An 18860-nucleotide genomic window follows, 5' to 3' on the forward strand; every position below is an offset into this window, starting at 1 on the left:
CTTTCAGGGAGCGCACCCAGCGGCCCGGCCGAGCCGGTTCCGCGGGTGCCCTGGAACCGCATGAGCCAGCGCAGCCTGCACGCCTGGCTGCTGCTGCTGCCCGCGCTGGTGCTGCTGGTGGCCTTCACGCACTGGCCCGCGGTCTCGACCCTGATCGACAGCTTCTACTCCACACCCAAGGGCAGCCGCCCGGGTGTATGGGTGGGCGTCGAGAACTACGCGGTCATGACCGCCGACCCGGTGTTCTGGAAGGCGGTGCGCAACAACCTGTGGTTCGCGGGCGCGACCATTCCGCTGTCGATCGCGCTCGCGCTCGTGATGGCGCTGTGGGTCAACGAGCGCATCGCGGGCCGGGCCTTCCTGCGCATGGCCTACTTCACGCCGACCGTGCTGCCGATGATCGCGGTGGCCAACATCTGGCTCTTCTTCTACACGCCGCAGTACGGCCTGCTCGAGCAGATCACCGGCGCACTCGGCCTGCCCTCGCACAACTGGCTCGGCAGCCCCTCCACCGCACTCGGCGCGGTCACGCTGGTGGCGATCTGGAAGGAAGCCGGCTTCTTCATGATCTTCTACCTGGCCGCGCTGCAGACGCTCAATCCAAGCCTGCGCGAGGCGGCCGCGATCGAAGGTGCATCGCGCTGGTACTTCTTTCGCCGCGTGCAGTGGCCGCTGCTCATGCCCACCACGCTGTTCGTGCTGGTCAACGCCTTCATCAACGCCTTCCGCATGGTCGACCACCTGTTCGTGCTGACCCGCGGCGGCCCCGACAACGCCTCGATCCTGCTGCTCTACCACCTGTACGAGGTGGGCTTCAGCTTCTGGGACACGGCCTATGCCTCGGCGATCACGGTGGTGCTCGTGGTGGTGCTGGCCGGCATCTCGCTGTTCCAGTTCTTCGTGCTCGACCGCAAGGTGCACTACAAATGACGCGCGCGCCGGCCGGTCGCCTGGCCTACAACGAGCCGACATGGCTCGACACGCTGGCCGCCTGGGTGCTGGCCCTGTTGTGGATCCTGCCGCTCGCCTACGCGGTATGGACCGCCTTCCACCCGGCCGAGTATTCGACCCGCTTCTCGTTGCTGGCGCCGCTCACGCTCGACAACTTCCGCCGCGCCTGGGAGGCCGCGCCCTTCGCGCGCTACTTTCTCAACACCACGCTGCTTGTGACGATGGTGCTCGCGGTGCAGCTGGTGCTGGGCACGCTCGCGGCGTATGCCTTCGCGCGCTTCGAGTTCCGCGGCCGCGGCATCGCCTTCGCGCTGGTGCTGGTCCAGCTCATGGTCATGCCGGACATCCTGCTGGTCGAGAACTACAAGACCATGGCCCGGCTCGGCCTGGTCGACACGCTGCTGGCCATCGGCCTGCCCTACTTCGCCTCGGCCTTCGCGATCTTCCTGCTGCGCCAGACCTTCATGGGCATTCCGAAGGAGCTCGACGAGGCCGCCCGCGTCGAGGGCGCGAGCGCCATGCAGATCCTGTGGCGGGTCTATGTGCCGCTCGCCCGGCCGGTCTACACCGCCTTCGCGCTGGTGTCGGTGAGCTTCCACTGGAATAATTTCCTCTGGCCGCTGATCATCACCAACAGCGTCAAGGCGCGGCCGCTCACGGTCGGGCTGCAGGTGTTCTCGTCGGTGGACCAGGGCGTCGACTGGTCGGTCATCACGGCCGCCACGCTGATGACCTCGGCGCCGCTGCTGATCGCGTTCCTGCTGTTCCAGCGCCAGTTCGTGCAGAGCTTCATGAGGGCCGGCATCAAGTGAAACTCGTGACCTGGAACACCCAGTGGTGCTGCGGCCTCGACGGCATCGCCAGCGCGCGCCGCATCGTCGAGGGCGCCCGCGCGATGGCCGACTTCGACGTCCTGTGCCTGCAGGAGATCGCCTCGGGCTTCGATGCCATGCCCGGCCAGCCGGGCGACCAGCCGGCCGAACTGCAGGCCCTGCTGCCGGGCTTTCGCCTCTTCTTCGGTGCCGCGGTCGACGAGTTCGATTCGGCGGGGCGGCCGATGCGCTTCGGCAACATGATCGCCACGCGGCTGCCGGTGGCCCGTGTCGCCCACCACGTGCTGCCCTGGCCGGCCGATCCCACCGTGACCAGCATGCCGCGCATGTGCACGGCAGTCACGCTCACGAGCCCCGAACTCGGTCCGGTGCGCGTCATGACCACCCATCTCGAGTACTACTCGCCGGCCCAGCGCCTGGCCCAGGCCCGCGCGCTGCGCGCCTTGCACATCGAGGCCTGCGAGCAGGCCGCGGCGCCGCCCGTCGACCCGATGAACGCCTCGCCCTTCCAGGCGAAGCGCCACACCGCGCAGGCGATCCTCTGCGGGGACTTCAACATGGCAGCCAGCGACCCGGCCTACGACGAGATCCTGCAGCCCTTCACCGACCCCGCACTGCCGAGCGGCGGCACGCCCGCGCGGCGCCTGCAGGACGCCTGGCCGCTCGCGAACCCGGGACGGCCGCACGACCCGACCTTCCGCCTCTTCGACCGCAAGTACGGCCCCGATCCGATCGCCTGCGATTTCGTCTTCGTGAGCGATGCGCTGGCGCCGCGCGTGCGCAAGGTCGAGGTGGACCTGCGGACGCAGGCGTCGGACCACCAGCCGGTGATGGTGGAGTTCGGAGACTGAAGGCGGTGCGGCCCGAACGGGGCCGCGCTACATCACGCCGAAGGTCGCCAGCGCCTCGCAGGCGCTCATGCCGCCGCGGATCGCGTCGGCCACCTTGTTCTCGGTGCGCACCTTGTCGAGCGCCTTGGCCACGGCCTCGGCCTCGACCGCGCGCGGGATCACGAGCACGCCCTCGCGGTCGCCGAACAGCAGGTCGCCGGGCGCGATGCGCACGCCGTCGATCTCGATCGTGCAGCGCCAGTCGATCACCTGGCCGCGCACGCCCTGGTCCTGCGCGTAGGTGCCGCGGCAGAAGACGTCGAAGCCCAGGCGCTCGATCTCGTTGGCGTCGCGCACGTAGCCGTCGAGGATGGCGCCGGCGGCCTTCAGGTGCTGTGCCCGGGTCGACATCAGGCCGCCCCATAAGGCGTAGCGCAGCGAGGCGCCGGTCGCGATGTAGATCTCGCCGGGCTTCAGGTCGTCGAGGGCCTCGAGCATCAGCCCGAAGGGCTTGCCCGACAGCGGCCCGGCCGAGCGCGTGCCGTCGTTGATGACGTCGGCCTCGAGCACCGGCATGGCACGTCCGAGGATGCGCATCGACTTTTCGAGCGGCGCGATGCCGGCCGGCAGGAACTGCCGCTGGTAGCCCATGGTGTCGAGCACGTCGCCGACGGCGGCGACGAAGAGTTCGTCGCGGATCTGCTGGAACAGGCTGGCATCGTTCATCTGGGAGCCCTCGGAGAACGGTGGAACAAAAAAAAGCCGCACCTCACGGCACGGCTTCGCTTCACGCTTCGCGTCGACGCTCAGCGTTCGATCGTCAGAGCCACGCCCATGCCGCCGCCGATGCACAGCGACGCGATGCCCTTCCTGGCATTCTGGCGCTGCATCTCGTGCAGCAGCGTGACCAGGATGCGGCAGCCCGACGCGCCGATCGGATGGCCGATGGCGATCGCGCCACCGTTCACGTTGACCTTGTTGACGTCCCAGCCCATCTCGCGGTTCACCGCGCAGGCCTGGGCCGCGAAGGCCTCGTTGATCTCGAGCAGGTCGAGGTCCTGCGGCTTCCAGCCGGCGCGCTGCAGCGCCTTCTGCGAGGCCGGAACCGGACCCATGCCCATGAAGGCCGGATCGAGTCCCGTGCTCGCATAGCTCGCGATGCGGCCGAGCGGCGTGAGGCCCAGCTCGGACGCCTTCTTGGCCGTCATGACCATCACGGCAGCGGCGCCGTCGTTGAGTCCCGAGGCATTGCCGGCCGTCACGCCGCCGGCCTTGTCGAAGGCGGGGCGCAGGCCTGCCAGGCCCTCGGCGCTGCTCTTGCGGTTGATGAACTCGTCCTTGTCGAAGACGATCGGATCGCCCTTCTTCTGCGGGATGTTGACCGCGACGATCTCGTCCTTGAACTTGCCCGCGTCCTGCGCGGCGGCGGCCTTGGTCTGGCTGCCCAGCGCGAGCTCGTCCTGCGCGGCGCGGCTGATGTCGTACTTCTTGGCCACGTTCTCGGCCGTGATGCCCATGTGGTACTGGTTGTAGACGTCCCAGAGGCCGTCGACGATCATCGTGTCGACCAGCTTCCAGTCGCCCATGCGCTGGCCGTTGCGCGAGTTCGGCAGCACGTGCGGCGCCAGGCTCATGCTTTCCTGGCCGCCCGCGATCACGATCTCGCTGTCGCCGGTGGCCACGGCCTGCGCGGCCAGCATCACCGCCTTGAGGCCCGAGCCGCACACCGCATTGATGGTGAGCGCCGGCGTTTCCTTCGCGAGGCCGCTCTTGAGCAGCGCCTGGCGCGCCGGGTTCTGGCCGCTGCCCGCCGTGAGCACCTGGCCCATGATCACTTCGCCGATCTGGTCGTTGCCGAGCTTGGCGCGCGCCAGCACTTCCTTGATGACGAGGGCGCCGAGCTCGGTCGCCGGAATGCCGGCGAGCGAGCCGCCGAACTTGCCCACCGCAGTGCGTGCGGCTGAAACGATGACGATGTCTTCCATGGTGTGCTCTCCGGTACGTGGATTGAAAAGTTTGAAAGAGAAATGAAACTCAGGCCTTGGCCTTGACGTAGCGGCCCGGCGCGGGCTCGCTCGCCTGGTAGGCGCTGCCCTTGCCGTAGGACTTGGGGGCAGGGATCTGCTTGCCCGCATGGGTCTTGAGCCAGTTCGACCAGTCGGTCCACCAGCTGCCGGGATGCTCGGTGGCGCCTGCCAGCCATTCGGGCTGGGTGCTGGGCAGCTTGCCGTCCTCGCGGATCCAGTGGCTGCGCTTCTTGTTGGCGGGAGGATTGATCACGCCCGCGATATGGCCCGAGGCGCCCATCACGAAACGCTTCTTGCCGCTCAGCAGTTGCGTCGAGCCGTAGGCGCCGCCGATCGGCACGATGTGGTCCTCGCGCGAGCCGTAGATGTAGACCGGTGCATCGATCGCGCCGAGGTCGACCTTCTCGCCCGCCACCGTGAGCGCACCGGGCTGGGCCAGCTTGTTCTCGTGGTAGGTATTGCGCAGGTACCAGGTGTACATCGGACCCGGCAGGTTGGTGGCGTCGCTGTTCCAGTAGAGCAGGTCGAAGGGCGGCGGTGTCTCGCCCTTCAGGTAGTTGCCCACGACGTAGTTCCAGACCAGGTCGTTGGGGCGCAGGAAGCTGAAGGTGGAGGCCAGTTCGCCGCCCTGCAGGAGGCCGCCCTTGGCCATCTGCATCTCGCGGAACTGCACGAAGTTCTCGTCGATGAAGATGTCGAGCACGCCGGTGTCGGTGAAGCTCAGCAGCGTGGTGAGCAGCGTCACCGACGCGGCCGGCTGTTCGCCGCGCGCGGCCAGCACGGCCAGTGCCGTGCTCAGGATCGTGCCGCCGACGCAGAAACCCAGGGTGTCGATCTTGCCGCCCTTCTTGTCCTGGCCCGAGATCTCCTGCACCACGTGGATCGCGCGGATCGCGGCGTCCTCGATGTACTGGTCCCAGGTGTAGTGCGCCATCGACTGGTCGGGGTTGCGCCAGCTCACGACGAACACGCGGTGCCCCTGCTCCACCGCATAGCGGATCAGCGAATTGGCGGGCTGCAGGTCGAGGATGTAGAACTTGTTGATGCACGGCGGTATCAGCAGCAGCGGCCGCTCGTAGACCTTGGCCGTGAGCGGCTTGTATTCGAGCAGCTGGAACAGCTCGTTCTCGAACACCACCGCGCCTTCGGTGGTGCCGACGTTGCGGCCGACCTCGAAGGCACTCTCGTCGGTCATGCTGACGTGGCCCTGCTGCACGTCGTGCAACAGGTTCTGGATGCCCTTGGCGATGCTCTCGCCCTGCGTGTCGAGGGCCTTCTTCTGCGCCTCGGCATTGAAGGCCAGGTAGTTGCTGGGCGCCGAGGCGGCCATCCATTGCTCGACCGCGAAGCGCAGCCGCGAGCGGGTCTTCTCGTCGGCTTCGACGGCATCGGCCATTCCCATGAGCGTGCGCGCGTTCAGCAGGTAGATGGCGGCCGAGAAGGACGAAACCGGATTGCTGCCCCAGGCATCGCCCGCGAAGCGCTTGTCGGCCAGGGCACGGGGGGCAAAGCCCTCGCGCCACAGGTCGGAGGCCTCGCTGAGGTATTGCTCCTGCAGACGCTGCAGCTTTTCGGGCGAGAGCGAGAAGCGCGGAAGCTGGCTTGCGGCACCGTGGGCATTGAACGGGCTTTGCGCGCCCAGCAACTGGAACGACTCGAGAGCCTTCTCCCAACCCTGCGTGAGCGCCTGCTGGAAGGGCGCAAAGGTGTCGGCGCCGGCGGCCTGGGTCTGTTTCATGGTGTCTCCTGCTGTCTCGTCGCATCGCAGCGGGTTTTGAGTATGCTGTATTCGATGCGGCCCCACCAGAGCGGCCCGCCATACCTGCCTGAAAACTTCATCCATGCACCTCGTCGTGATCGCCTGGCTCTACGTCGCACTGATGGCGGCGATCGCCGAGGCGACTAACACCACCGGCACCGTGCTCGGCGCGGTTTTTACCTTCCTACTGTACGGCCTCGGGCCGGTGGCGCTGGTGGTCTACCTGCTGGCCACGCCGGCCCGCAGACGGTCCCTCAAGGCACGCGAGATGGCCGAGCGCGAGGCTGCCGTCCGAGCGGCAGCGGCCCGTTCAGGTGAGCCAGATGCAGGCGGCAAGGCGTCCGCTGACCCGGTCGCGCCGATGCGAGAAAAAGCGTAACGGGTTGTGAACCGTGCACCACGGCTCGCTGCTGTCGTTGCCGTGGATGCTGGCCAGCCCTGCGCCCTGAAGCCGCCGGCGCGCAAGGCCCGCAAGATCTGCCAGCCATTTGCCTTCGTTGCCCGCAGGCCTGAAGAAGCGCGCGTCCTGCGATTCCGCATCGACGAACACTGCCCGCACCTCGTCGCCGACCTCGAAGGCGTCGGGGCCGATGCAGGGCCCGAGCCAGGCCAGCAGCCCGGGCGCGCCGCCTTCCCCTTCGAAGCTCGCCACCGTGCGTTCGAGCACACCGGCCGCCAGCCCGCGCCAGCCCGCGTGGGCCGCGGCCACGCGCCTGCCGTGCGCGTCGGCAAACAGCACCGGCAGGCAATCGGCGACCATGATGGTGCAGGCCAGGCCGCGCGCGGTTGTGCTGCAGGCATCGGCCCGCGTGCCGTCGGCGCTGGCGCCGTCGAGCGCCACGCACTCGGTGCCGTGCACCTGTTCGAGGAACACCGGCCGGGCGTCGCCGAGCCGCCCGCGCAGGCGATCGCGGTTGGCCTGCACGGCCAGCGGATCGTCGCCCACGTGGCCGCCCAGGTTGAGCGACGCGAAGCTGCCTGCAGACACGCCGCCCTCCCGCGTCGTGCACAGTGCATGCACGCCGGGCGGCGCCGGCCAGTCGGGCAGCAGCAGCGAGGGATCGCCGTTCACGCTTCGGCGTCGGGGCAGCGTGCCGGCTGGGCGCGCTGGAAGGCGTCGAGCTGCATGCAGGCCTCGAAGGCGCCCATGGTGCGTGGCAACCCGCTGAAATCGCAATCGAAGCGCTGGCCGTTGAAGACCTGCGGCACCAGGCAGCAATCGGCCAGCGTCGGCGTGTTGCCGTAGCAGTAGGTGCCGACCGGATGCTGGGCCAGCTGCCGCTCGAAGGACAGCATGCCCTCGCGCACCCAGTGGCGGTACCAGGCGTTCTTGGCCTCGTCGTCGAGCTTGAGCTCACGCACCAGGTACTTGAGCACGCGCAGGTTGTTCAGCGGATGGATCTCGCAAGCGATCGATTCGGCCAGCGCGCGGACGTGGGCGCGACCGACCGGGTCGTGCGGCAGCAGCGGCGGCTCGGGCTGGATCTCGTCGAGGTATTCCATGATCGCGAGCGACTGCGTGAAGCGCTCGCCATCGTCCTCGAGCAGGGGCACCAGCTGGTCGGGAGAGATCGCCGCGAACGGGCCGGTCTTGTGGTCCCCGCGGGCGATGTGCACCGGGATGTAGTCGTAGTCCAGGCCCTTGAGGTTGAGCGCGATGCGAACACGGAAGGAGGCCGACGAGCGGAAGTAGTTGTGCAGCTTCATGATCCGGCGAGCATAGCGGCCACGCCTGCCGAGGGCCACCGAGGGCAACCCTGCCGTGCCTCTGGCACACTGCCGTTTTCGCAGCAAAGGAAACCTTTCGCCATGGCCTCCGAGTTCGTTTTTGCCCCCCACCCGGTCGTGTCCGTCCCGGTCGTCGGCCAGACCGCACGCTTTCCCGTGCACCGCATCTATTGCGTCGGCCGCAACTACGAGGAACACGCGAAGGAAATGGGCTTCACCGGCCGCGAGCCGCCCTTCTTCTTCATGAAACCCGCCGACGCGGTCGTGGTGGTCGAAGCCGGCAGCACCGGCCGCATGGCCTACCCGACGCTGACGAAGAACCTGCACCACGAGATCGAACTGGTGGCGGCGATCGGCACCGGCGGCCGCAACATCGCTGCCGCCGACGCCCACAAGCACATCTACGGCTATGCAGTCGGGCTCGACATGACGCGCCGCGACCTGCAGAACGACATGAAGAAACAGGGCCGTCCCTGGGACATCGGCAAGAGCTTCGAACAGAGCGCCCCGATCGGCCCGATCGTGCCCGTGGAACAGGCCGGCGACGTCGAGCAGGCCGAGATCTCGCTGCAGGTGGGCGGCACCGACCGCCAGCGCAGCAACGTCTCCAAGCTGATCTGGAACATCGCCGAGACCATCGAGCACCTGTCGGCCGCCTGGGAACTGCAGCCCGGCGACCTGATCTTCACGGGCACGCCCGAAGGCGTCGCCGCCGTGGTGGCGGGCGACACGCTGGTCGGCGAGATCGCCGGACTGCCGAGCCTGACGGTCAGGATCGACTGAGCCGGCGGCCCGAAGCGCGTACCCGACGATGATCCTTCGCGTCCCCATCAAGCATTGCAAGAACTGCGGCACCGCGGTCGTCTACCGGCTGCCGGACGACGGCGACACCAAGGAGCGCGCGGTCTGCCCGGCCTGCAACACCGTCCACTACGAGAACCCGCTCAACGTGGTGGGCACCATCCCGGTCCTGGCCGACCGCGTGCTGCTGTGCAAGCGCAACATCGAGCCGCGCTGGGGCAAGTGGACCCTGCCGGCCGGCTTCATGGAGCTCGGCGAATCGACCTCCGAGGGCGCCGCGCGCGAGACCGACGAGGAAGCCGGCGCCGAATACGAGATGGAAGGCCTGTTCGCCGTCATGAGCGTGGTGCGGGTCGGCCAGGTGCACCTGTTCTACCGCGCGCGGCTGCTCAGCGAGCGCTTCGATCCGGGCCACGAGACGATCGAGGCGCGGCTGTTCACCGAGGACGAGATCCCTTGGGAAGAGATCGCCTTCCGCACGGTGCGCGAGGCACTCACCCGCTACTTCGAAGACCGGCGGCGCGGCAGCTTCGACCGCGTGCACACGCTGGATATCACGTGAGGCGCATGCGCATCGCGGCCCTGCTGCTCGGCCTCGGCACGGCAGTCGTCCTTGCGCAGGCCGAGCAGGTCGGCGAGGTCGACACCGCCTTCAAGCTCATCGGCCCCGACCACAAGATCGTGGTGGAAGCCTACGACGACCCCAAGGTGCAGGGCGTGACCTGCTATGTCTCGCGCGCCAAGACCGGTGGTGTCTCGGGCGCGCTCGGCCTGGCCGAGGACAAGTCCGAGGCTTCGATCGCCTGCCGCCAGGTCGGCCCCGTGAGCGTCACCCAGCCTCTGCCGGCGCGCGAGGAGGTCTACAGCGAACGGCTGTCGCTGCTCTTCAAGCGGCTGCGCGTGGTGCGCATGGTCGACCCGAAGCGCAACACGCTGGTATACCTGACCTACTCCGACCTGCTGGTGGACGGCTCGCCGAAGAACAGCATCACGGCCGTGCCGATCGACCGCGCAACGCCGATTCCCCGCAAGTAGCGCGCGCCCTCCGCATGAGCAGCAGCGACAGCAAGAGCAGCGACCCGGGCAACGCGATCCGCACGCTCTACAGCGCGCTGTGGCGCTACGCCGAAGGCGCGCGGCCGCAGTTCATCGCCGCCACGATCCTGCTGACCGGCTCGCAGTTGCTGCGGCTATTGATGCCCTGGCTCGCGGCGCAGGCGATCAACGCGCTGCAGACCGGCGACTTCGCGGTCTCGGGCCGCTGGATCGGGGCGCTCGCGGGCGTCTACATCGCTTCCTGGCTGGTGCACGGTCCGGGACGCATCCTCGAGCGCAACGTCGGCCTGCAGGTCCGCGAGCGCCTGGCCGACACGCTCTATGCGCGCGTCGCCGCGGCGCCGCTGGCCTGGCACGACAGCCATCACTCGGGCGAACTGCAGCATCGCGTTCACCAGGCGAGCAAGGCGCTGTCGGACTTCGCGCAGAACCAGTTCGTCTACCTCACGAACATCGTCAACTTCATCGGACCGCTGGTTGCGCTCACGCTGCTTTCGCGCGCCAGCGGCGCGATCGCGATCACCGGCTACATCGTGATCGCGCTCATGGTGCTGCGCTTCGACCGCGCGCTGATGCGGCTCGCGCGGGTCGAGAACGACGCCGACCGCCGCTACGTGGCGGCCCTGCTCGACTTCATCGGCAATGCCTCCACCGTGATCGGACTGCGGCTCTCGGCCGCCTCGCGCAAGCTGCTCGGCAAGCGCATGGCCGCGATCTCGCTGCCGCTCAAGCGCACCGTGGTGCTGAACGAGGGCAAGTGGTTCGCGGTCGACATCATGGGCCTGGGCCTCACCTGGGGCCTGGTGGTGGTCTACGTGTGGCAGTCGCGCACGCCCGGGCAGGCGGTGCTGCTGGGCGGCGTCTTCATGATCTACCAGTACGCGCAGCAGGCGGCCAGCGTGGTGTCCTCGATGGCAGCGAACTTCCAGTTCTTCGCCCGCATGCACACCGACTACGGCAGTGCGGCGCCCATATGGGAAGCTCCTGCGCGCGCGTCCGATCTGGTCCAGGAAGCGGTCGACCGCGATGCAAGCTGGCAGAGCCTGCGCATCGAAGGGCTTTCGTGGCACTACGATCCGCGCGCCGCGGTGCCGGGCGCCGAGACCGCCCGAAGCGGCCTTCACGACGTGGCGCTCACGCTGGTCCGCGGCCAGCGGGTCGCCCTCGTGGGCCCGAGCGGCGGTGGCAAGAGCACGCTGCTGCGGGTGCTGGCAGGCCTCTACGCACCGCGCGAAGGCACGCTCGCCATCGATGGCGAGCCGCAGCATTGGAAGCGCCTGCGCAATCTCGCCACGCTCATCCCGCAGGAAACCGAAGTGTTCGAGGCCAGCGTGCGCGAGAACCTCGGCTTCGGGCAGCCCGCGGAAGACGCCGACCTGATCGCCGCGATGCACACCAGCACCTTCGACGAGGTGCTGCGCGCAACCCATGGCGACCTCGACACGCCGCTGTCCGAGCGCGGCTTCAACCTGTCGGGCGGACAGCGCCAGCGGCTTTGCCTCGCGCGCGGCGTGCTGGCGGCCCGCGGCAGTTCGCTGCTGCTGCTCGACGAGCCGACCAGTGCGCTCGACGCGGCAACCGAGGCGCGCGTCCTCGAACGCATCGCGGCCGCGTACCCGGAGGCCTGCATCATCGCGTCGATCCACCGGCTGAGCCTGCTGGAGCGCTTCGAGACGGTGGTGCTGATGGAATCCGGCAGGGTCGTCGACGCCGGGCCGCGCGATGCGGTGCTCGCGCGCCAGCCCCTGCTGCAACGGATGGTCGCACCTGTGGCGCCGCCAGCGTGCTAAAACCGCGGTCCGGTCCCGCACCGGGGAACCCTTCGCAGCGACAACGTTCCAAAAAAGCCATGCCATTCCAGAACCTCCGACACGGCGCCACGCGCGCCATCCGCCAGCCGAAGTCACGCGCCGTCGCCTCGGGCCTCTCGATGCTCGCGCTCGGCATGCTTGCAGCCTGCACGACACCCGCCCCGCAAAGCGGCACGAGCGCCCCCTTCTATCCGTTGCCGCCCTCCGGCCAGCCGGCACCGCCGGTTGCGCAGCCACCGGCGCCACCCAAGCCGCAGGCCATCTTCGTGCGACCTGCATCGGGCCGCACCATCGCCGGCTTCGACGCCAACAAGAACAAGGGACTGGACATCGCCGGCAATCCCGGCGACCCGATCGTCGCGGCGGCCGATGGCCGCGTGGTCTATGTCGGCGGCGAACTGCGCGGCTACGGCAACATGGTGATCGTGCAGCACAACGACACCTTCCTCACGGCCTACGCGCACACCAGGACCATCCTCGTCAAGGAGAAGGACGTGGTGCGCCAGGGCCAGAAGATTGCCGAGATGGGCAACAGCGACGCCGACCGCGTGAAGCTGCATTTCGAGATCCGCAAGCAAGGCGTCGCGGTCGATCCCGAGCCCTACCTGAACGGCACGCTGCGCTGAGCGCTGCGGCAGTCGGCGCATGGCTGTAGGCCGCCGCCGTCTTCACGAAGCGAACTTCTCTTCGCATTCCTGACATCGTGCTCGCATCCAATATGCGACAAACGAAAAGGAATGCACCATGACCTGCGAAGCCATCCATTTTCCCGAGTCGGGCACCGTCCGGTTTGCGATCTATCCCGATGGTTTCGACGGTCCGCGCATCATGGCGCGCATCCAGGATCGCGCCTTGCGACAGTGCTTCGGTGCCAGCGCCGATGACGGCGAAAGCCTCATCGGTGCCTGCGAGTCCCACTTCGGCCTCATCGAATGTTGCGCGTTGGCTCGCTATGCCCTGGCGCCGCAGGTGCCGGTGCTGCTGGGTCCATCCGACTTCGATCTTCCGATCGAGCGCAGCTTCCAGAAGACCTTGCAGGCCGACGCCCAGTTTGCCTGACCGGACGTCGACGCGCGATGCGGACGATCAATGGGCCACGCCGCCGGTGATGCCCGCCATGCCGGTCGACTGTCCCACGACCTCGCTGCTCGTGCCATGTGCGGTGGCAACGGCTTCGCGATAGACGGCTTCGCGCGAGATTCCTTGCGAACTCACCATGGGTGCAGATGTCGACTGTCCTATGGGTTCGGTGCCGCTCGCATGTGAAGCGGCGATCGCGTCTGCGCTGGCCTGCGGATTCGCGTTCGAGTTCTGCATCTGCAGCGGGTGGTAGTCGGCGCCGTCCGACTGAGCATTGGCGGACAGCGCGCCGAGCGCGAGGACCGCGCCCGAAAGGCCGATGGCAAGCGCCTTGAACGAAACATGCATGGTGTGTTCTCCTGCACCCCTTCACCATGGCGACGATGCGGCGCCACGGAGGGATGGGCCGGACTCTAGGCGCCAAGAATGAGCCACGGATGAGGCTTGAATGAGGTGGGAGTGAGCATCGACGAACTCGCGTCAGCGGGCGCGCACCACCGTCGACGCTTCACCTCGGGCAGAATTCGCCGCAACTCCTCGTCTACTTCTCGAATGCCTCAAATCCAGGTCACGATCGTGAATCTCACCGGCCATGCGCAGATCGTGCATGTCTTCGACACCTTTCATGGCGGGACCCGACCCGTGGACGGCAACCCTTTCGAACTCGTGAAGGGGGAACGCTCGACCTCCTTCGGCGTCAACGCGGACGCGCGGGGCTGCGGCCAGCTTGCCTACCGGTCTCGCAGCGGAATGGTTCGCACGGGCATCGAGGTGTCGGAGGGCAGCAGCGTCGAGATCCGCTGAGCGACCGGCAGTGCGCCGGACTTCGACCAAGGAACCGGATGATGACCAACTACCTTGTCTCCTTTCCCGCAAGCGCAATGAAAGTCCCGGAAAGGGAGCTTGCCGCCGTGGGTGAAGCTGCGCGCCAAGTCATTCGCGAGGCGAAGGCTGCAGGCGTCTATGTGTTCGGTGGCGGCATCAACGCGGATGCCGCACCCCTCATGGTCGCTTCCGACGGCGCGGTGACGAAGGAAACCTATCCCCAGACCAAGGAGTTCGACGGCGGCTTGTGTGTTCTGCGCCTGCCGTCGCGCGAAGCCGCCATCCAGTGGGCAGCAAGAATCGCCAAGGCTTGCCGCTGCCCGCAGGAGCTCCGCGAGTTCGGGCATGACCCCGAGAGCTGAGGGCGGATTCGGAAGCCGTGCCGCGCGCGCTCGCCTGTTCTGCGGCGATCACATCGACGGGAACCGGACTGAGCAGCGAGTCTCGAAAACCCAAAGAGAAACGGGCTACGCCTTGTGAGCGTAACCCGTTGATCTGACTGACGTTTTTGGTCGGTGTGAAAGGATTCGAACCTTCGACCCCTTGCACCCCATGCAAGTGCGCTACCAGGCTGCGCCACACACCGAAGCTCTCGATTATAGCCGCCCGAAATCAGTGACTCGAGCCGAGCAGTTCACGAATTTCGGTGAGTTCACGACGAAGGTGCAGCAATTGCGACAGATCGACCGTGCGGCCGCCGGCTTCATCGGCCGGGTCCATTTCGTCCTGCACCGCGGCATCGAACTCTTCCTGGTCGATCTCGATCGCTTCCATCCCTTCGAGCGGCACCTCGCCGGCCTTGCGGCGGTCGCGTTCGGACTGCACCAGTTCCTGAAGCTTGTTGCGTGCACCGCTGATGGTGAAGCCCTGGTCGTAGAGCAGGTCGCGGATGCGGCGGATCATGAGCACCTCGTGGTGCTGGTAGTAGCGCCTGTTGCCGCGCCGCTTCATCGGCCGCAGCTGCGTGAACTCCTGTTCCCAGTAGCGCAGCACGTGCGGCTTGACGCCGCAGAGCTCGCCGACCTCACCGATCGTGAAGTAGCGTTTGACGGGAATCGGCGGGAGGGTTTTCTCCATTGAAATCAAGACGGTGCGAGCGAAACCTCATAGGTTACTCCACCGGCGCTCCGAGCACCAAGCTTATTCGGCACCCAGATTCCATTCGACCTCGAGCGGCGCCGATTCGTCGGCGCTTCCGTGGATTTGTTCCTTGAGCTTGGCGCTCGCGTGGAAGGTCGCGACGCGCCGCTCGCCGATCGGGATCGCCTCGCCGGTGCGAGGATTGCGGCCGGGTCGCGGCGCCTTCACGCGGATCTGGAAGTTGCCGAAGCCGGAGATCTTGACGTCCGTGCCCTCGATCAGGCTGGTGGCGATCAGGTCGAAGAAGGCCTCGACCATGTCCTTCGATTCGCGCTTGTTGAGACCGATCTGCTCGAACAGCAGGTCGGCCAGATGCGCCTTGGTGAGCGCAGGCGTTTCGAGGGCTTCGAGCGTGAAATCCATGGCGTTCATACCCGCAGTCGGGCGCCGAGCCGGGCGCCGAGTTGGTCGATGATCCGGCGCACCGCGGCTTCGATCTGCTCGTCGGTCAGCGCGCTGTCGCTGTTGAAACTCAGGCGCACGGCCATGCTCTTCTCGCCTGCCGCCAGGCCTGTGCCCGCGCTGCCACCTTCGCGCGCGGCCACGGGCCGGTAGATGTCGAACAGCGACACGTCGCGCAGCAGGCTCGCATCCGACGCGGCGCGGATGCCGTCCGTCAGCGACGCGAGCGTCACCGACTCGGCCACCACGAGCGCCAGGTCGCGTTCGACCGGCTGCTGCCTGGGCACGGGCTGCGCCACCGGCACCGGCTGCGCCGTGACCGCATCGAGGTCGAGCTCGAAGAGGAACGGCGCCTGCGCGAATTCCCACTGCTGGCGCCAGCGCGGATGCAGTTCGCCCACCACGCCGATCGCACGGCCGTCGAGCAGCACGCGCGCCGCGCGCCCGGGATGCAGCGCCGGATGCTCGGTGGCCTCGAAGGTGGGCACGCGCGGCGCAAGCAGCGCCTCGACATCGCCCTTGACGTCGAAGAAATCGACCCGCTCGGCCTTGCCTTCCCAGCGGCCCTCGGCGTCGTCGCCCCAGGCCAGGCCGGCGACGCGCATGGGCTGGTGAATGCCCTTCACCGTGCTGTCGGTGGTGGCCACCGAGGCATCGCGCAGGAACACGCGGCCGATCTCGAACACGCGCGCCTGCGGCGCCTTGCGGTCGAGGTTGAACTTGAGGACCTGCAGCAGCGACCCCAGCAGCGACGAGCGCATCACGCTCAGCTGGCTTGCGATCGGGTTCAGGAGCTTGATCGGATCGGCATTGCCGGCCAGATCGGACTCCCAGTGCGATTCGACGAAGCTGAAGTTGATCGTCTCCTGGTAACCCAGGTCGGCCAGCCGATGGCGCACCGCGAAGCGGCCAAGCCGAGCCTCGGGCCGCACGCGCGCGGTGATGGGCGCCAGCGGCGGCGTGGTCGGCAGGTTCTGGTAGCCGATCAGCCGTGCCACTTCCTCGATCAGGTCTTCCTCGAGCTGCAGGTCGAAGCGATGCGGCGGCGGCGTCACGACCAGCACGCCATCGCCCTCCTCGATCGGCAGCGAAAGCCGCCGCAGCGCGTCGGCACACTGAGCCTGCGTGAGCGGCATGCCGATCACGCGCGCCGCACGCGCCACGCGCAGCGTGACGGGCCGGGCCTCGGGCAGGCGCAGCGTCTGGTCGTCCATCGCGCCAGCCTGGCCGCCGCAGATGTCGATCACGAGTTGCGTGATGCGCTCGATGATCTCGACGGTGCGGCTGGGATCGACGCCGCGCTCGTAGCGATGGCCCGCATCGGTGGAGAAGTTGTAGCGCCGCGAACGGCCCTGAATGCTCTCGGCCCACCAGAAGGCAGCCTCGACATAGATGTTGCGCGTGCCGTCGGACACCGAGGTGGCGTCGCCGCCCATGATGCCGGCCAGCGACTCGACCTCGCGCTCGTCCGCGATCACGCCAACCTTCTCGTCGACCGTGACGGTGTTGCCGTTCAGCAGCTTGAGCTGCTCGCCCGCGCGGCCCCAGCGGACCGTGAGTCCGCCATGGATCTTGTCGAGGTCGAAGATGTGGCTCGGCTGGCCGTACTCGAACATCACATAGTTCGAGATGTCGACCAGCGCGGTGACACTGCGCTGCCCGCAGCGCGCCAGGCGGTCGACCATCCAGGCCGGCGTCTCGACCTGCGTATCGACGCCACGCACGATGCGGCCCGAGAAGCGCCCGCAGAGGTCGGGCGCCTCGACCTTGACGGCCAGCTTGTCGTCGAACGAAGGCTTGACGGGCGCGATCTTCGGCCTCTCGAGCGGAGCACCGGTGAGCGCGGCAAGTTCGCGCGCAATGCCGTAGACGCTCAGGCCGTGCGCCAGGTTCGGCGTCAGCTTGAGCGTCAACAGGGCGTCGTCGAGATCGAGCAGCTTTCGCACGTCCGCGCCCACCGGCGCATCGGCTGCAAGTTCGAGCAGGCCGCCATGGTCTTCGCTGAGCTTGAGCTCGCGTGCCGAGCACAGCATGCCCTGGCTCTCGACGCCGCGCAGCTTGCCGAGCTTGATCAGGAAGGGCTTGCCGTCCTCGCCCGGCGGCAGCTCGGCGCCGACCAGCGCCAGCGGCACCTTGATGCCCACGCGTGCGTTCGGCGCACCGCAGACGATGTTGAGCAGGGCGCCCTGCCCCGCATCGACCTGGCACACGCGCAGGCGGTCGGCGTTCGGGTGCTGCACGGCTTCCTTGATCTCGCCGACCACCACCTTGCTGAACGGCGGCGCCACGGGGCGGCGTTCCTCGACCTCGAAGCCGCCCATCGTGAGCGTCTCGGCCAGTTGTTCGCTGCTGATCGGCGGATTGCAGAATTCGCGCAACCAGGACTCGGGGAATTGCATCTCGTCGTTCTCGTTCTAGTCGTTTATTGGAATTGCGTGAGGAAGCGCAGGTCGCCGTCGAAGAAGAGGCGCAGGTCGTTCACCCCGTAGCGCAGCATCGTGAGCCGGTCCGGGCCCATGCCGAAGGCGAAGCCGATGTAGCGCTCGGGGTCCAGCCCCATGTTGCGCACCACGTTCGGATGCACCTGGCCGGAGCCCGCCACCTCGAGCCAGCGGCCGGCCAACGGGCCGCTCTGGAACTGGATGTCGATCTCGGCGCTCGGCTCGGTGAACGGAAAGAAGCTCGGCCGGAAGCGCAGCACCAGATCGTCGCTCTCGAAGAAGGTGCGGCAGAAATCCGTGAAGACCACCTTCAGGTCCTTGAAGCTCACGTTCTCGCCCAGCCACAGGCCTTCGCACTGGTGGAACATCGGCGAATGGGTGGCATCGCTGTCGACGCGGTAGGTGCGACCCGGCGCAATCACGCGGATCTCGGGCGCCTTGACCGCGCCGGTGACGTCGGCCGCAGCGGCCTCGAATTGCGCCGCGTATTTCTTGATGTGCTGATGCGCATAGCGCACCTGCATCGGGCTGGTGTGCGGGCGCAGGTTGTAGGGCACGCCGTCCTCGCCGTCGATGTCGACGTAGAAGGTGTCCTGCATCGAGCGCGCCGGATGGTTCGGCGGGTTGTTGAGCGAGGTGAAGCTGTGCCAGTCGCTCTCGATCTCGGGACCGTCCGCGACATCGAAGCCCATGCTGGAGAAGATCGCCTCGATGCGTTCCATCGTGCGGCTCACCGGGTGCAGCCCGCCGGCCACGCGTCGGCGGCCTGGCAGCGTGACGTCGAGCGCCTCGGCGCGCAACTGCACCGCGAGCTCGTCGTCGGCCAGTTGCTGGCGGCGTTCGCCGAGCGCGGCTTCGATGGCCTGCTTGACGACGTTGATGGCCGCACCGCGCGTCTTCTTCTCGTCGACGCTGAGCGCCGCCATGCCCTTCATCAGTTCGGTGATGCGGCCCGACTTGCCGAGAAACTGCGCCTTCGCGTTCTCGAGTTCGGCGGGAGCCTTCGCGGTGGCGAAGGCGGCGCGGGCGGTATCGACCAGGGAGTCCAGCTCGTTCATGGAGAAATTCTTCGGATCAAAGGAAAGCGGGCGGGCCGAAAGATGAAAAAAGGGCCGGAGCCCTTTCAGGCGCCAGCCCTTGACGTGGGCGCCGAGCCGCTGCCCGAGGGCAACTGCC

Annotated in this window: 22 protein-coding genes and 1 tRNA gene; 12 read left to right on the forward strand and 11 right to left on the reverse strand. The window is 67.6% G+C overall.

Annotated features, from left to right (window positions below; all coding sequences use genetic code 11):
- The first annotated feature begins 60 nt into the window (after positions 1–60).
- From QTH87_RS14740 to QTH87_RS14750, 3 genes are read left to right on the forward strand one after another with little or no spacing between them, the layout of a single operon-like run.
- The gene (locus QTH87_RS14740; protein ID WP_286610040.1) at positions 61–930 is read left to right on the forward strand and encodes a carbohydrate ABC transporter permease; all 870 of its coding nucleotides are present in this window, start codon (positions 61–63) and stop codon (positions 928–930) included.
- Positions 927–1763 (forward strand): carbohydrate ABC transporter permease, encoded by an 837-nt coding sequence (locus QTH87_RS14745; RefSeq protein WP_286610042.1) that lies wholly within the window; start codon positions 927–929, stop codon positions 1761–1763. Before QTH87_RS14740 ends, QTH87_RS14745 begins: the two co-directional genes overlap by 4 nt.
- Entirely contained in the window at positions 1760–2635 is an 876-nt protein-coding gene (locus tag QTH87_RS14750; protein ID WP_286610044.1) for an endonuclease/exonuclease/phosphatase family protein, read from the forward strand. Before QTH87_RS14745 ends, QTH87_RS14750 begins: the two co-directional genes overlap by 4 nt.
- Positions 2636–2662: 27 nt before the next feature.
- On the opposite strand, the gene QTH87_RS14755 is transcribed toward QTH87_RS14750, so the two are convergent.
- The 3 genes from QTH87_RS14755 to QTH87_RS14765 all read right to left on the reverse strand — a co-directional run bounded on the left by QTH87_RS14755 (position 2663) and on the right by QTH87_RS14765 (position 6379).
- Positions 2663–3340, reverse strand: a complete 678-nt coding sequence (locus QTH87_RS14755) for an RraA family protein (protein ID WP_286610046.1) — start codon at positions 3338–3340, stop codon at positions 2663–2665.
- Between the two features lie 80 nt (positions 3341–3420).
- Entirely contained in the window at positions 3421–4599 is a 1179-nt protein-coding gene (locus QTH87_RS14760) for an acetyl-CoA C-acetyltransferase (RefSeq protein WP_286610048.1), read from the reverse strand.
- 49 nt (positions 4600–4648) lie between these two features.
- Entirely contained in the window at positions 4649–6379 is a 1731-nt protein-coding gene (locus QTH87_RS14765) for a PHA/PHB synthase family protein (protein ID WP_286610049.1), read from the reverse strand.
- A 103-nt stretch (positions 6380–6482) separates the two neighbouring features.
- Between QTH87_RS14765 and QTH87_RS14770 the strand changes: the two genes are divergently transcribed.
- Positions 6483–6779 (forward strand): hypothetical protein, encoded by a 297-nt coding sequence (locus tag QTH87_RS14770; RefSeq protein WP_286610051.1) that lies wholly within the window; start codon positions 6483–6485, stop codon positions 6777–6779.
- Here the strand turns inward: QTH87_RS14770 and pgeF are convergent.
- On the reverse strand, positions 6711–7472 hold the full coding sequence (pgeF, locus tag QTH87_RS14775) for a peptidoglycan editing factor PgeF (protein WP_286610053.1): 762 nt from the start codon (positions 7470–7472) through the stop codon (positions 6711–6713). The two genes, QTH87_RS14770 and pgeF, sit on opposite strands and share 69 nt — an antisense overlap.
- Entirely contained in the window at positions 7469–8107 is a 639-nt protein-coding gene (gene maiA, locus QTH87_RS14780; protein WP_286610054.1) for a maleylacetoacetate isomerase, read from the reverse strand. Before maiA ends, pgeF begins: the two co-directional genes overlap by 4 nt.
- Before the next feature lie 102 nt (positions 8108–8209).
- On the opposite strand from maiA, the gene QTH87_RS14785 reads away from it, so the two are divergent.
- The 6 genes from QTH87_RS14785 (at position 8210) to QTH87_RS14810 (ending at position 12855) form a co-directional block, all read left to right on the forward strand.
- The gene (locus QTH87_RS14785) at positions 8210–8911 is read left to right on the forward strand and encodes a fumarylacetoacetate hydrolase family protein (protein WP_286610057.1); all 702 of its coding nucleotides are present in this window, start codon (positions 8210–8212) and stop codon (positions 8909–8911) included.
- Between the two features lie 28 nt (positions 8912–8939).
- On the forward strand, positions 8940–9491 hold the full coding sequence (locus tag QTH87_RS14790) for an NUDIX hydrolase (protein ID WP_286610058.1): 552 nt from the start codon (positions 8940–8942) through the stop codon (positions 9489–9491).
- 5 nt (positions 9492–9496) lie between these two features.
- Positions 9497–9964 carry a CreA family protein gene (locus tag QTH87_RS14795; RefSeq protein ID WP_286610060.1) on the forward strand — a complete coding sequence of 156 codons (468 nt, stop codon included), beginning with the start codon at positions 9497–9499 and terminating at the stop codon, positions 9962–9964.
- A gap of 14 nt (positions 9965–9978) precedes the next feature.
- Positions 9979–11775, forward strand: coding sequence for an ABC transporter ATP-binding protein (locus QTH87_RS14800; RefSeq protein ID WP_286610062.1), 1797 nt, complete (start codon positions 9979–9981; stop codon positions 11773–11775).
- 59 nt (positions 11776–11834) lie between these two features.
- Positions 11835–12422, forward strand: a complete 588-nt coding sequence (locus QTH87_RS14805; protein WP_286610065.1) for a murein hydrolase activator EnvC family protein — start codon at positions 11835–11837, stop codon at positions 12420–12422.
- Between the two features lie 118 nt (positions 12423–12540).
- A complete protein-coding gene (locus QTH87_RS14810) occupies positions 12541–12855 on the forward strand; it encodes a hypothetical protein (protein ID WP_286610066.1) in 315 nt (104 codons plus the stop codon).
- Between the two features lie 27 nt (positions 12856–12882).
- Here QTH87_RS14810 and QTH87_RS14815 read toward each other — a convergent pair whose 3' ends face one another.
- Positions 12883–13224: a hypothetical protein gene (locus QTH87_RS14815; RefSeq protein WP_286610067.1), complete on the reverse strand. Its 342-nt coding sequence runs from the start codon at positions 13222–13224 to the stop codon at positions 12883–12885.
- Between the two features lie 111 nt (positions 13225–13335).
- Between QTH87_RS14815 and QTH87_RS14820 the strand changes: the two genes are divergently transcribed.
- Both QTH87_RS14820 and QTH87_RS14825 read left to right on the forward strand, forming a co-directional pair.
- Complete coding sequence (locus tag QTH87_RS14820) at positions 13336–13680, forward strand: hypothetical protein (RefSeq protein WP_286610069.1); 345 nt, start codon at positions 13336–13338, stop codon at positions 13678–13680.
- 41 nt (positions 13681–13721) lie between these two features.
- Positions 13722–14063, forward strand: coding sequence for a YciI family protein (locus QTH87_RS14825; RefSeq protein ID WP_286610407.1), 342 nt, complete (start codon positions 13722–13724; stop codon positions 14061–14063).
- A gap of 147 nt (positions 14064–14210) precedes the next feature.
- Here the strand turns inward: QTH87_RS14825 and QTH87_RS14830 are convergent.
- The 5 genes from QTH87_RS14830 to pheS form a co-directional block, all read right to left on the reverse strand.
- Positions 14211–14287, reverse strand: a tRNA-Pro gene (locus QTH87_RS14830).
- 26 nt (positions 14288–14313) lie between these two features.
- On the reverse strand, positions 14314–14778 hold the full coding sequence (locus QTH87_RS14835; protein ID WP_286610070.1) for a MerR family transcriptional regulator: 465 nt from the start codon (positions 14776–14778) through the stop codon (positions 14314–14316).
- A 63-nt stretch (positions 14779–14841) separates the two neighbouring features.
- Entirely contained in the window at positions 14842–15213 is a 372-nt protein-coding gene (locus QTH87_RS14840; protein WP_286610072.1) for an integration host factor subunit alpha, read from the reverse strand.
- Positions 15210–17642, reverse strand: a complete 2433-nt coding sequence (pheT, locus tag QTH87_RS14845) for a phenylalanine--tRNA ligase subunit beta (protein WP_286610073.1) — start codon at positions 17640–17642, stop codon at positions 15210–15212. The genes QTH87_RS14840 and pheT overlap by 4 nt, the downstream gene beginning before the upstream one ends.
- Before the next feature lie 23 nt (positions 17643–17665).
- Positions 17666–18742: a phenylalanine--tRNA ligase subunit alpha gene (pheS, locus tag QTH87_RS14850; RefSeq protein ID WP_286610075.1), complete on the reverse strand. Its 1077-nt coding sequence runs from the start codon at positions 18740–18742 to the stop codon at positions 17666–17668.
- Between the last annotated feature and the right edge of the window lie 118 nt (positions 18743–18860).

The sequence above is a fragment of the Variovorax jilinensis genome (assembly GCF_030316885.1).
Classification (GTDB): domain Bacteria; phylum Pseudomonadota; class Gammaproteobacteria; order Burkholderiales; family Burkholderiaceae_C; genus Variovorax; species Variovorax jilinensis.

What these genes read in the sequence shown, in the direction of transcription:
- QTH87_RS14740 (WP_286610040.1), top strand. Translation starts at nt 61, where the DNA reads ATGAGCCAGCGCAGCCTGCACGCCTGGCTGCTGCTGCTGCCCGCGCTG.
- QTH87_RS14745 (WP_286610042.1), top strand. Translation starts at nt 927, where the DNA reads ATGACGCGCGCGCCGGCCGGTCGCCTGGCCTACAACGAGCCGACATGG.
- QTH87_RS14755 (WP_286610046.1), bottom strand. Translation starts at nt 3,340, where the DNA reads ATGAACGATGCCAGCCTGTTCCAGCAGATCCGCGACGAACTCTTCGTC.
- QTH87_RS14760 (WP_286610048.1), bottom strand. Translation starts at nt 4,599, where the DNA reads ATGGAAGACATCGTCATCGTTTCAGCCGCACGCACTGCGGTGGGCAAG.
- QTH87_RS14765 (WP_286610049.1), bottom strand. Translation starts at nt 6,379, where the DNA reads ATGAAACAGACCCAGGCCGCCGGCGCCGACACCTTTGCGCCCTTCCAG.
- QTH87_RS14770 (WP_286610051.1), top strand. Translation starts at nt 6,483, where the DNA reads ATGCACCTCGTCGTGATCGCCTGGCTCTACGTCGCACTGATGGCGGCG.
- maiA (WP_286610054.1), bottom strand. Translation starts at nt 8,107, where the DNA reads ATGAAGCTGCACAACTACTTCCGCTCGTCGGCCTCCTTCCGTGTTCGC.
- QTH87_RS14785 (WP_286610057.1), top strand. Translation starts at nt 8,210, where the DNA reads ATGGCCTCCGAGTTCGTTTTTGCCCCCCACCCGGTCGTGTCCGTCCCG.
- QTH87_RS14790 (WP_286610058.1), top strand. Translation starts at nt 8,940, where the DNA reads ATGATCCTTCGCGTCCCCATCAAGCATTGCAAGAACTGCGGCACCGCG.
- QTH87_RS14795 (WP_286610060.1), top strand. Translation starts at nt 9,497, where the DNA reads ATGCGCATCGCGGCCCTGCTGCTCGGCCTCGGCACGGCAGTCGTCCTT.
- QTH87_RS14800 (WP_286610062.1), top strand. Translation starts at nt 9,979, where the DNA reads ATGAGCAGCAGCGACAGCAAGAGCAGCGACCCGGGCAACGCGATCCGC.
- QTH87_RS14805 (WP_286610065.1), top strand. Translation starts at nt 11,835, where the DNA reads ATGCCATTCCAGAACCTCCGACACGGCGCCACGCGCGCCATCCGCCAG.
- QTH87_RS14810 (WP_286610066.1), top strand. Translation starts at nt 12,541, where the DNA reads ATGACCTGCGAAGCCATCCATTTTCCCGAGTCGGGCACCGTCCGGTTT.
- QTH87_RS14815 (WP_286610067.1), bottom strand. Translation starts at nt 13,224, where the DNA reads ATGCATGTTTCGTTCAAGGCGCTTGCCATCGGCCTTTCGGGCGCGGTC.
- QTH87_RS14825 (WP_286610407.1), top strand. Translation starts at nt 13,722, where the DNA reads ATGACCAACTACCTTGTCTCCTTTCCCGCAAGCGCAATGAAAGTCCCG.
- QTH87_RS14835 (WP_286610070.1), bottom strand. Translation starts at nt 14,778, where the DNA reads ATGGAGAAAACCCTCCCGCCGATTCCCGTCAAACGCTACTTCACGATC.
- QTH87_RS14840 (WP_286610072.1), bottom strand. Translation starts at nt 15,213, where the DNA reads ATGAACGCCATGGATTTCACGCTCGAAGCCCTCGAAACGCCTGCGCTC.
- pheT (WP_286610073.1), bottom strand. Translation starts at nt 17,642, where the DNA reads ATGCAATTCCCCGAGTCCTGGTTGCGCGAATTCTGCAATCCGCCGATC.
- pheS (WP_286610075.1), bottom strand. Translation starts at nt 18,742, where the DNA reads ATGAACGAGCTGGACTCCCTGGTCGATACCGCCCGCGCCGCCTTCGCC.